This is a genomic window from Streptomyces sp. NPDC020917 (assembly GCF_044333795.1).
In the GTDB taxonomy this organism is placed as follows: Bacteria; Actinomycetota; Actinomycetes; order Streptomycetales; family Streptomycetaceae; genus Actinacidiphila.
This window is the reverse complement of the sequence record NZ_JBIRRR010000033.1, coordinates 38958-48804: the sequence shown is the minus strand read 5'-3', so window position 1 is coordinate 48804 and position 9847 is coordinate 38958. Positions and strand designations below refer to the sequence as shown.

The following is a 9847-nucleotide window of genomic DNA, read 5'->3' as shown; positions in this document are numbered from 1 at the left end:
CCCCGTGTAGGCATCGAGCCAAAGGGCCCGCCGGTGTCTAGAGAGAGAACGCGCGCAGTGAGCGCAGCGAGCGAGCACGATCGACCGGCAGACACGGGGTCTAAGGGCCCGGCGGCGAGAGGCCGGCAAAAAAGGGCCAGGACGTTCACTTTTCGAGCTACCCGCACCGATCACGTTCAGCCGATCCGTTCACGTGACGAGCTACCTCCACCCCTCACGTTCAGCCGGTCCGTTCACGGTGCGAGCTACCCGCACCGATCACCTTCAGCCGATCCGTTCACGTGACGAGCTACCTCCACCCACCCACCCCACCTCACCCCCACCCCCCATAGCGGACGCGTTCCGTCCTGATCGGGTGACAGGGTGGTGGTCATGGAGCGAAGGCAGGTGGAGGGCGTCGACTGGAACCGGGTGCTGCGGGAGCAGTGGGAGTTCCAGTGGGACGGGCTGGTCCGGCCGCGGCTGGAGGGGCTCACGGACGACGAGTACTTCTGGTCCCCGGTGCCCGAGGCATGGAGCGTGCGGCCGCGCGGTACGTCGACGGCGCCGCTGCAGCTGGGTGCGGGCGAGTTCACGTGGGACTACGGCCATCCGGCACCGGATCCCGCTCCCTTCACCACCATCGCCTGGCGGCTCGGGCATGTCGTCAGCGGCGTGCTCGCCGTACGGAACGCGTCGCACTTCGGGGCGCCGGCCGCCTCGCACGACACCTGGCGGTACGCGGGCACCGCGGCCGGGGCGCTGGAGCAGCTGACGGCCCAGGCCGACGTGTGGCTGGCCGGGGTCCGCGCGCTGGGTGACGGCGGGCTGCGGGTTCCGGTCGGCGCGAAGGAGCCGTACCCGCAGGCTCCCATGGCCGACCTCGTGCTGCACATCCACCGCGAACTGATCCACCATCTGTCCGAGGTCTGCCTCCTGCGCGACCTCTACCTGCACACGCACCGCACCGCGAACGGAGCCTTCCGATGAGCCGCCACTTCCAGGTCACCTTCGACGCCCACGACCCGCGGGCGCTGTCGTCCTTCTGGCGGGACGTCCTGGGATACGTCCATCCCGGCCCGCCCGGTGTCGACGTGCCCGAGGGCGGGGACCCGCTGGCGGCCTGGGACGAGTTCCTGGAGCGGGTCGGGGTGCCCGAGGAGCAGCGCAACAGCCGGTCGGCGATCGAGGATCCGGACGGGCACGGCCCGCGGGTGTTCTTCCAGCAGGTGCCCGAGGGCAAGACCGCCAAGAACCGCGTCCACCTCGACGTCCGGGCGGCTCCGGGGCTCGCGGGCGACACGCGCATGGCGGCGCTGGAGGCCGAGTGCGACCGGCTCGTCGCGCTGGGGGCGGCACGGGTGCGGCGCCACGAGCCCGAGCCTCCGCTGAGCGCCGGCTTCATCGTGATGACGGACCCGGAGGGGAACGAGTTCTGCCTGGACTGACGGGTGGGCCTTGCGGCGCGGCGGGCCTCGTGGCGACGGCCGCCGCGCCGAGCGGTCCTTCGCTCCGCTACCAGGTCGGGTTCGCCGGATCCAGGACCGGCGGCAGCGCCTTGTCGTGCGGCGTGATGACGTAGGCGACGCCGCCGGAGCCGTAACCGGTCGAGCCGTCGGCCCGTGTCCAGTACGTGCGCAGCCAGATGTTCTCCAACTGGGCGCGGGCGTACACGTGGCGGACCTGCGCGTCGGACGCCGAGAACGGGTCGTCGACGATGAAGTCGCCGTTCGCGGTGAAGCCGATGACGACCATCAGGTGGCCGGCGGTGCCGTAGCCGGAGCCGGTCAGCTCGCCGTTGTCGAAGGCCACGGAGATGGCCACCGGGATGCCGGCCGCGACCAGTTGCTCCAGGTCGTCGGCGCTGGGCAGCTGCACGATCTCGGCGTCGAGTCCGAAGTGCGCGGCGTAGCCCGCGTTGAACGGCCAGTTGCCGGTGCCCTGGTAGCGGTAGTCGTAGGTCTCGCGGGCGGCGTAGTCGACGCTGGGGTCGGCGAAGGTAGGGTCCACCCAGGTCAGGTCGGCGGCGGTCGGTCCCGCGCCCCAGAACTCGTCGATCATCTCGTTGGAGGTCGGGCTGCACCAGGCGTCACCGCCACCGCCGTACTTCTTGTACTCGCCAGCGTGGATCTGCTGCGAGTAGCGGGGCACGGCCAGTTCGACGCCCTCGGCGCCGCCGGGCGGGCTGGCCGGCACCGACGTGCGGGCGGGGACGAGCGAGGCGAACGCGGCGAGCTGCCAAAGCCGCGGGGTGGCGGTGGTGCCGGTGAGGCGGTACAGCGTCGCCCGCAACTGGTAGGCCTGGACGGTGTGTCCGGCCGACGCGTTGAACGTGTCTGTGTCGACCTGCCCGTAGGGGGCGGCGCTCGGACTCACCGACGTCCGTGCGATGTCGGTGTCGAGGGCGGCCCAGTGGCCCATGTCCAGCCACCCGGTGCGCACGCCGTCCTCCATCGTGGCGTTCACCTCGACCTTGAGCCATGTGCCCGCGGGCGTCTGGGCGTTCCATGACGGGACGATCTCGGTGGCGCCGAACGCGACGGCGTGGACCGGCGAGGTCCAGGTGGCGTAGTCGTAGGTCTTCGTGGTGTGCAGGTACGCGTCCTTGTACTTGAGGGTGCCGACGGCCGCGGAGACGTCGATCCCCATGCGGTCGCCTGCGAGTTGCTCGACCCCGTCGGCGGTGCCCGCGGCGAAGTCGGCCTGGGTGGTCCACTTGTGGAAGTCGACGCGGCTTCCCGACGGCGACGCGGACGGCGCGGGCGAGGCGGACGCCGCATGCGCCGCGCCGGCGGCGAGCGCGCCGATGGACAGGACGAGCGCGGCGGCGGCCCGGGCCAGGCGGCCGGGCCGGTGCAGCGGGGACATCGCGGTGCGCGCACTCATGCACGAGCCTCCACGGACGCGGGTGGGCGGAGCGGGGCTGGGCGGAGCAGTGGCGGGACCGTCCGGGGGTGCCGGTTGGTGCCGCCGATGGCGATCGCTTCTGCCGAGGCAGGGTGCCAGTGCGGCGTGAGCACGTCAATACCGCACGGACAAGGGGCGCATGACGGTGTGTCGGTGCCGTCCGCCAGGAGGGCGCGGTCACCTGGGTCAGGTGGCGCGCACGTCGTCACCAACGGCCCGGGAATCAGCGGGAGGTGGGCCCTGTCCGCCGCCCGGCGCTCCGCCCCCCACCGGGGCGCCGGGCACTCCGTCCGGCCCGGCCCGGCGGAACGGCGCGGCGGATCAGGCGAGTTCCTGGATGCGGACCAGGTTGCCGGCGGGGTCGCGGAACGCGCAGTCCCGGATGCCGTAGGGCTGCTCGGTGGGCTCCTGGACGACCTCGGCGTCCGCGGCCCGCACCTGTGCGAAGGTCGCGTCGAGGTCCTTGGCGGCGAGCAGGATCCATCCGTAGGTGCCCTTGGCCATCATCTCGGTGATCATGCGCCGCTCGTCCTCGGTGATCCCCGGGTCGGCGGCCGGCGGGGCCAGCAGGAGGGACGTGCTGGGCTGGCCGGCCGGGCCGACCGTGATCCAGCGCATCTTGCCGGACCCCACGTCGGTGCGGACCTCGAAGCCGAGGACGTCGCGGTAGAAGGCCACGGAGGCGTCGGGGTCGTCGTGCGGGAGAACGCTGGTGTGAATCGTGATGTCCATGGCTCTCACGCTAGCTGCGGCTCGGGGACCTGCGCTTCTCGATTCCTGACCGGCCCGGCCGCCGGCCCGGCGCCGCCGTCCGGCAGGACCGCGGGCCCCCGCGCGGCGCCTGGCGCCGCCCGCCGCGCGTAGGCGTCGGGCGGTATGCCGGCCCACGCGGTGAAGAGGGTGCGGAACGCGTCCGGGGACGGGCACCCGACGGCGCGGTGCACGTCGGCGGGGGCGGCGCCGCCGTGCAGCAGCACCGTCGCGCGCTCGACCCGGCGGGCCAGGAGATAAGCGTGCGGGGCCTCGCCGTAGGCCAGCCGGAACTGCCGGCTGAGATGCGCCGCCGTCACACCGGCGGCGTGGGCCAGCGCCTCGACGTCGAGGGGAACGGCGTACTCCCGGTCGATCCGGTCACGGACGCGGCGCAGCCGCGCGAGATCCTTTAGATGCTGGGCGAACACGAGCGCGCGCCTGTACGCGGGGTGGCACACCGGAGGGTCCTTCCTCGAGGCGGGCGGGTCAGTTCTCGGAGCCGGGGGTCTCCCACGCGAAGCCGTCCGGGTCGGTGAAGGGCCCGGACGCGCCGCCGATGGAGATGCGGTGCGAGCCGCTGCCTTCGGGGGAGACGCCGGCGTCCTTGGCCAGCCCCTTCCGCCCGTACAACCCGAGTCCCACCGGGCTGTCGGGAAGCGCGAACTCGACGTACTTGCGGCCGAAGCTCCGCGCCACGGACAGCCCGCGCTCGACGTAGAACTTCTTGCTGGCCAGGACGTCCTCGGCGCCCAGCAGCAGCACCAGCTGGTCGAACTCCCTGGTGGCCGGGCCGGTGTCCTTCTTCGCGGAGGTGGCGACCTTCCAGATCGCCCCGTCCGGCGCCTGCACGACGCCGCCGTAGCCCCAGAGGGACTTCGAGACGGGCTTGAGCGTGGTGGCGCCCGCGCCGACCGCGGCGTCGACGAAGGCGTCGACGGTGGCCGGACGGGACACGACCAGCGACAGGGTGAAGCCGCGGAAGCCGTCGGTCGGGGCCTGCGAGGCGCGCAGGCGCACCTGCTTGTCGAGGCCGAGGGCGGAGCCGTAGAAGTCGGCGACGGCGGCGGGGTCGGGTACTTCGAGGGTGACGGAGTCGATGCTGTTCATGACGTTCACGCTAGTCAGCGCTTGTGCGCGGGGGCTTCTCGAATCCTGACCGGTCCCGAACCGGTCCTGCGCCGGTGCTGCGCCGGACCTGCACTGGTGCCGGCGGGGGCCGGCGCCACCGGTCGGCGGACGTCAGGTGAGGGCGCGCAGTGCCGCCGCGGTGTCGGCGACGCAGTCGACGAAGCTCGGCGGGGCCCCGGCGTCCCGGCCCTCGTTCCCGTCCTGGGCCGCGTCGCCGTCCTGGGCCGCGATCCAGCGGGCGAACGCGACGTGGAAGACGGTCACCGCGGAGTGCGCGGCCAGGCTGGCGGCGGGCTCGGCGACGCCCCGCTCGTGCAGCGCCTTCGCCGTCGACTCGGTCATCGCCGCCAGCTTGAGCAGCTCGCGCTCCTGCAGGCTCGGATGGGCCGCGACGATCCGGGAACGGCGGACCGCGTGCTCCCGGCGCTGCTCCAGCAGCCCGCCGCCCGCGACGATGCCGGTCAGCGCCGCCTCGAGCGGCGACATGTCGTCAGGAGCGGCCAGGATCGCGTCGTGCGCGGTGCGCTCCAGGGTCGCGGAACCGTCGAAGAGGACCTCGCGCTTGTCGGTGAAATGCCGGAAGAAGGTGCGCTCGGTGACGCCGGCGCTCTCGGCGATGTCGCCCGCGGTGGTCTGTTCGAAGCCGCGCTCGGCGAAGAGGTCCATCGCGGCGCGGATCATCCGCCCCCGCGCATCCGGCTCCCAGCGACCCATGCGGACGAGTGTAGCGATGGCAGTCGCTGACATCATCATGTACGGTTGATGTCAGTTACTGTCATACGTGGAAGGACTCCCGTCATGCACGTCTTCGTCACCGGAGCCTCCGGCTGGATCGGCTCGGCGGTCACCGACGAACTCCTCGCCCACGGCCACAAGGTCGTCGGCCTCGCCCGCTCCGACGAGGCGGCCGCCGCGCTCGAGGCCAAGGGCGCCGCCGCCCACCGCGGCGACCTCGACGACGTCGAGGGCCTGGCCACCGCGGCCGCGGCCGCCGAAGGCGTCATCCACCTCGCCTTCAAGCACGACTTCACCGACTACGCGGGCGCCGGGCGCAGCGAGCACGGCGCCGTGCAGCGCATGCTGGAGGTCCTGGAGGGCAGCGGGCGGCCGTTCCTGCTCGCCTCCGGGCTGGCGTCGGGCGTCACCGGGCGCCCGATCACCGAGGACGACCCCTCGCCGTTCCACGGCGCCGACTCCATGCGCGGCGGCAGCGAGAACCTCGCCCTGTCGTACGCCGAACGGGGAGTGCGGCCGGTCGCACTGCGCTTCTCCCCGACCGTGCACGGCATGGGCGACCACGGCTTCACCGCACGGCTCGCGCAGGTCGCGAAGGAGCACGGGACGGCCGGGTACATCGGCGACGGCTCGACGCGCTGGGCCGCCGTGCACCGCACCGACGCCGCGCGGCTGGTGCGGCTCGCCCTGGAGGAGGCGCCGGCCGGGTCGCGGGTGCACGCCGTCAGCGAGACCGGCATCCCCTCCCGGGACATCGCGGCCGCCCTCGGCGCGTACCTCGGAGTGCCGGTCTCCTCGGTCGCGCCGGAGGACGCCGAGGCGCACTTCGGCTGGATCGGGCGGTTCTTCGGCATGGACGTCAGCGCGTCGAACGACGCCACCCGGGCCCTGCTCGACTGGACGCCGACCGGTCCCACGCTCCTGGAGGACATCGCCGCCGGGGCGTACGCCGTGCAGGGCTGAGCACCGGCACGCCCGGCCCGGGCCGGCGGGCTCGTGGGTCCCGGCCGGGCGGCGCGGGCCGTGGGAGGATCGCGGCGTCCCCGTCCGATCCCGGCCCAGGGAGCCCGCGTTGACCGTGCGCCGTGTCGTTCCGAACATCCCGACAGACACCTGGGAGGAGAGCCGGCAGTTCTACGGCCGGCTCGGCTTCGAGGAGGTCATGAACCACGGCTGGATCATGACGCTCGCCTCCACCGCCGTCCCGGGTGCCCAGGTCAGCCTGATGACCGCGGACAGGACCGCGCCCGTCACGCCCGACATGAGCGTGGAGGTGGACGACGTCGACGCGGTGTACGCGGCCGTGCGGGAGAGCGGCGCGGAGATCGTGTACGCGCTGCACGACGAGGAGTGGGGCGTGCGCCGGTTCTTCGTCCGCGACCCCAGCGGCCGGGTGGTCAACGTCCTGAGCCACCGGTGACGCGGGATCACCCGGCCGCCCGTCAGTTGCCGCTGCTCCGCTGTCCGTCCCCGCTGCCCCGGTAGGCCGCGGCCGCGGCCTCGGCGAACGAGCGGATCAGCGGATTGGTGTCGCCCTCGTTCCACGCGGCCACCACCCGGCTCGGCGGCATGTCGGCGAGCGGCACCACGGTGAGCCCGCGCGGCGGGCGGTGGTCCAGGAGCGTCATCCCGACGGTGCCGTTCCACAGCACCGCCTGCCGGCACTCCTGGACGGCCCGCACCACCGGGCCCTCGCGCGGCTCACCGCCGTTCCAGTACGCCTGCCAGTGCGGGTCGGTGCCGGGCGGGAAACGGAACCAGCGGCGGTCGGCGAGGTCGGCGAGCCGCAGGCAGGTGCGGCCGGCCAGCGGATCGTCGGCCCGCAGCAGCGCGCCCACCGGATCGGCCCGCAACTCCCGCACGGTCAGGCCGGTCTCGTCGAACGGCCCGCGGGTCAGGGCGACATCGACGAGCCCGGCGTGCAACCCGCAGGTGGGATCGGTCAGATCGGTCTCGCGGATGCGGACCTCGACGTGCGGGTGCCGCCGGCGGTAGGCGGCGGCGAGCCGGGCCACGTCCGGGTCGGCGCTGTCGCCCAGAAGCCCCACGGTGAGGGTCGCGGTGCCCGCCGCGGCCGCCACCTTGACCCGCAGCCGGTCCGCCTGGTCGAGGAGGCTGCGCGCCTCGGCGAGCAGCACCGCGCCGACCGCGGTGAGCTGCACCCCGGCGGGCGAGCGGTCGAACAGCGCGGCGCCGGCCTCGGCCTCCAGGTTCCTGATCGCCCGGCTCAGCGGCGGCTGGCTCATGTGCAGCCGCGCCGCGGCCCGGCCGAAGTGGAGCTCCTCGGCGACGGCCACGAAGTAGCGCAGCGTCCGCAACTCCATGCGGCCACGATACCCGCCGGGTATCGGCGCTGCCCAAAGGGTCTTGGACACCGCGACGCCGGGCCGGTGGAATCGGCGGTATGAGCGTCGCCTACTGGATCGTCGCCGGACTGCTCGCCCTGTTCTCCCTCTACGCGGGCGGGCTCAAGGCGGTGCGCAGCCGCGAGCAGCTGCTGCCGATGATGGGCTGGGTGGACAGCACGCCGATGCCGGCGGTGCGGGCCATCGGCGCCGTCGAACTGCTCGGCGCCGCCGGGCTCGTCCTCCCGCCGCTCAACGGCGTCGCGCCGGGCCTCGCCCTGGCCGCGGCCGTCGGCTTCGCGGTGCTGCAGATCGGCGCCACCGCGCTGCACCTCTCCCGCGGTGAACGCGCGATCGCCCTCAACGCCGCCGTCTTCACCGCCGCCGTCGCCAGCGCCTGGCTGGCGACGACCTGGCCGTGAACGCCCGCCCGCGCGGCGGGAGTTGTCGTACGTCGTGGCAGACCGGAGCTCGGCTCCCGGCGTGACGACCGGGCCCGGACCCTCAGCACGCGTCTAGCGCGTGGTGAAGGCGCCGCCGTTGACGTGGAGCGTCTGGCCGGTGATGTGGCGGGCGCCGGGGGAGGCGAGGAAGTACGCCGTCGCCGCGATGTCGTCCACCGTGCCCGGACGCTTGTCGTGGGTCTCGTCCACCAGCGTGCGATGGCGCTCGTCGGTCATGCCGCCCTGGAAGAAGTTCGTGCCGGCGATGTATCCCGCGGAGATGACGTTGCAGGTCACGCCGCGCGGGGCGAGGTCGGCGGACAGCGCGGCGTTCCAGGCCGCCAGCGCGGCCTTCGCCGCGCCGTACGACCCGCCGCGGCGCTCGGCGCCGATCGAGCCGACGCTGATCACGCAGCCGTCCCCGGTGAAGCGGTCCTGGACGGCGGACGTGGTGAGCACCGCCGTGAGCAGGTTCTGCGCGAGGGCTGCCTGCCACTGGGCGAGCACCCGGTCCAGCGCCGATCCGCCGCCGGGTCCGGCGCTCGCCAGCCCGCCGGCCGCGTTGACCAGGACCTGGAGCGACTCCAGCTGCTCGGCGAGGGCGCCGGCCTGCGCCGGGTCGGAGGCGTCGCACACGACGCCCCGCACCCCCAGCTCCTTGGCGGTCCGCTCGACGGTGTCCTGGTGGCGGCCGGTGACGACGACGTCGGCGCCGTCGGCGGCGAACCGTTCGGCCACCGCGCGGCCGATGCCGCTGGTGCCTCCGGTGACGAGCACGGTGCGGGACAAGGCTCCTCCGTTCACTGCGGCCTGCAGAGCCGGTGTACGTTTAGATCTAAACATAACAGCCGGCGAGGAGGGCAGCGCATGACCGAGGAGGGCGCGGGAGAGGCCGCACCGCCCAGCGGCGATGCCCCCGGCGGGACGCCGGGCGGCACTCCGGCCGCCGAGATCGCCGCCGCATGGCAGCGGGAGCGCCCGGGCACCCCGACCGCGTCCATCGAGATCGTCACGCCCATCTGGCGCCTGGCCAAGCTCTTCGCCGACGACCGCAACCGGGTCCTGCGCGAGGCCGGCATCGACGCGGCCACCCTCGACCTGCTGTCCGTCCTCCGCCGCGCCGGCCCGCCCTACACGCTCAGCACCCGGGCACTCGCCGACCGCACGCTGGTGACGGCCGGCGCGATCTCCCAGCGCGTGGCCCGCGCCGAGCGCGAGGGGCTGGTTGCGCGCGGGCCGGGGACGACCGGCCGCCGCACCGTCCTGGTCCGGCTCACCCCGGCCGGCCACGCCCTCATCGAGCGGTCCGTCGACGCGGTCCTCGGCCGCGAGGCCGCCCTCGTCGCCGGCCTGCCGCCCACCGAACGGGCCACTCTCATCGCCCTGCTGGACACGCTCATCACGGACGTCCGGGCGCGCATCGAACCCTGACCGGCGCCGGGGCGGCGCGGTGCAACCGGCCGGGCAGGCCGCCGCGGCACGCCCGGCCGGAACCCTGGGCCCGTGTGGCAGGGCCCGCAGGCCGATCCGATAGTGGGGGAGCGGGGGCGACCGTCG

At 73.9% G+C, this 9847-nt stretch carries 13 protein-coding genes; 6 read left to right on the top strand and 7 right to left on the bottom strand.

What is annotated here, in order from left to right:
- Positions 1-372: 372 nt before the first annotated feature.
- Positions 373-969, top strand: coding sequence for a DinB family protein (locus ACH4TG_RS39535; RefSeq protein ID WP_398247919.1), 597 nt, complete (start codon positions 373-375; stop codon positions 967-969).
- The gene (locus ACH4TG_RS39530) at positions 966-1427 is read left to right on the top strand and encodes a VOC family protein (RefSeq protein ID WP_398247918.1); all 462 of its coding nucleotides are present in this window, start codon (positions 966-968) and stop codon (positions 1425-1427) included. The genes ACH4TG_RS39535 and ACH4TG_RS39530 overlap by 4 nt, the downstream gene beginning before the upstream one ends.
- 67 nt (positions 1428-1494) lie before the next feature.
- Here ACH4TG_RS39530 and ACH4TG_RS39525 read toward each other — a convergent pair whose 3' ends face one another.
- From ACH4TG_RS39525 to ACH4TG_RS39505, 5 genes are all read right to left on the bottom strand, one after another.
- Complete coding sequence (locus tag ACH4TG_RS39525) at positions 1495-2865, bottom strand: C39 family peptidase (RefSeq protein ID WP_398247916.1); 1371 nt, start codon at positions 2863-2865, stop codon at positions 1495-1497.
- Between the two features lie 342 nt (positions 2866-3207).
- Positions 3208-3618, bottom strand: coding sequence for a VOC family protein (locus ACH4TG_RS39520; RefSeq protein ID WP_398247914.1), 411 nt, complete (start codon positions 3616-3618; stop codon positions 3208-3210).
- A gap of 5 nt (positions 3619-3623) precedes the next feature.
- Complete coding sequence (locus ACH4TG_RS39515; RefSeq protein ID WP_398247912.1) at positions 3624-4097, bottom strand: helix-turn-helix transcriptional regulator; 474 nt, start codon at positions 4095-4097, stop codon at positions 3624-3626.
- Positions 4098-4125: 28 nt separating this feature from the next.
- A complete protein-coding gene (locus ACH4TG_RS39510) occupies positions 4126-4746 on the bottom strand; it encodes a glyoxalase (protein WP_398247910.1) in 621 nt (206 codons plus the stop codon).
- Between the two features lie 132 nt (positions 4747-4878).
- The gene (locus ACH4TG_RS39505; protein WP_398247909.1) at positions 4879-5481 is read right to left on the bottom strand and encodes a TetR family transcriptional regulator; all 603 of its coding nucleotides are present in this window, start codon (positions 5479-5481) and stop codon (positions 4879-4881) included.
- A gap of 84 nt (positions 5482-5565) precedes the next feature.
- On the opposite strand from ACH4TG_RS39505, the gene ACH4TG_RS39500 reads away from it, so the two are divergent.
- Both ACH4TG_RS39500 and ACH4TG_RS39495 read left to right on the top strand, forming a co-directional pair.
- A complete protein-coding gene (locus tag ACH4TG_RS39500; RefSeq protein ID WP_398247907.1) occupies positions 5566-6465 on the top strand; it encodes an SDR family oxidoreductase in 900 nt (299 codons plus the stop codon).
- A gap of 109 nt (positions 6466-6574) precedes the next feature.
- On the top strand, positions 6575-6922 hold the full coding sequence (locus ACH4TG_RS39495; protein ID WP_398247905.1) for a VOC family protein: 348 nt from the start codon (positions 6575-6577) through the stop codon (positions 6920-6922).
- Between the two features lie 22 nt (positions 6923-6944).
- On the opposite strand, the gene ACH4TG_RS39490 is transcribed toward ACH4TG_RS39495, so the two are convergent.
- Positions 6945-7826 carry a LysR family transcriptional regulator gene (locus ACH4TG_RS39490; RefSeq protein ID WP_398247903.1) on the bottom strand — a complete coding sequence of 294 codons (882 nt, stop codon included), beginning with the start codon at positions 7824-7826 and terminating at the stop codon, positions 6945-6947.
- Between the two features lie 80 nt (positions 7827-7906).
- On the opposite strand from ACH4TG_RS39490, the gene ACH4TG_RS39485 reads away from it, so the two are divergent.
- Positions 7907-8269, top strand: a complete 363-nt coding sequence (locus ACH4TG_RS39485; RefSeq protein ID WP_398247901.1) for a DoxX family protein — start codon at positions 7907-7909, stop codon at positions 8267-8269.
- Positions 8270-8362: 93 nt separating this feature from the next.
- Here the strand turns inward: ACH4TG_RS39485 and ACH4TG_RS39480 are convergent, their stop codons facing one another.
- Positions 8363-9079 (bottom strand): SDR family NAD(P)-dependent oxidoreductase, encoded by a 717-nt coding sequence (locus ACH4TG_RS39480; RefSeq protein ID WP_398247900.1) that lies wholly within the window; start codon positions 9077-9079, stop codon positions 8363-8365.
- A 78-nt stretch (positions 9080-9157) separates the two neighbouring features.
- Here ACH4TG_RS39480 and ACH4TG_RS39475 point away from each other — a divergent pair, with 78 nt between their 5' ends.
- The gene (locus ACH4TG_RS39475; RefSeq protein WP_398247898.1) at positions 9158-9721 is read left to right on the top strand and encodes a MarR family winged helix-turn-helix transcriptional regulator; all 564 of its coding nucleotides are present in this window, start codon (positions 9158-9160) and stop codon (positions 9719-9721) included.
- Positions 9722-9847 lie beyond the last annotated feature (126 nt).

Coding starts and splice junctions, on each gene's coding strand:
- ACH4TG_RS39505 (WP_398247909.1), bottom strand. CDS start 5,481: ATGGGTCGCTGGGAGCCGGATGCGCGGGGGCGGATGATCCGCGCCGCG.
- ACH4TG_RS39535 (WP_398247919.1), top strand. CDS start 373: ATGGAGCGAAGGCAGGTGGAGGGCGTCGACTGGAACCGGGTGCTGCGG.
- ACH4TG_RS39520 (WP_398247914.1), bottom strand. CDS start 3,618: ATGGACATCACGATTCACACCAGCGTTCTCCCGCACGACGACCCCGAC.
- ACH4TG_RS39500 (WP_398247907.1), top strand. CDS start 5,566: ATGCACGTCTTCGTCACCGGAGCCTCCGGCTGGATCGGCTCGGCGGTC.
- ACH4TG_RS39475 (WP_398247898.1), top strand. CDS start 9,158: ATGACCGAGGAGGGCGCGGGAGAGGCCGCACCGCCCAGCGGCGATGCC.
- ACH4TG_RS39490 (WP_398247903.1), bottom strand. CDS start 7,826: ATGGAGTTGCGGACGCTGCGCTACTTCGTGGCCGTCGCCGAGGAGCTC.
- ACH4TG_RS39485 (WP_398247901.1), top strand. CDS start 7,907: ATGAGCGTCGCCTACTGGATCGTCGCCGGACTGCTCGCCCTGTTCTCC.
- ACH4TG_RS39510 (WP_398247910.1), bottom strand. CDS start 4,746: ATGAACAGCATCGACTCCGTCACCCTCGAAGTACCCGACCCCGCCGCC.
- ACH4TG_RS39530 (WP_398247918.1), top strand. CDS start 966: ATGAGCCGCCACTTCCAGGTCACCTTCGACGCCCACGACCCGCGGGCG.
- ACH4TG_RS39525 (WP_398247916.1), bottom strand. CDS start 2,865: ATGAGTGCGCGCACCGCGATGTCCCCGCTGCACCGGCCCGGCCGCCTG.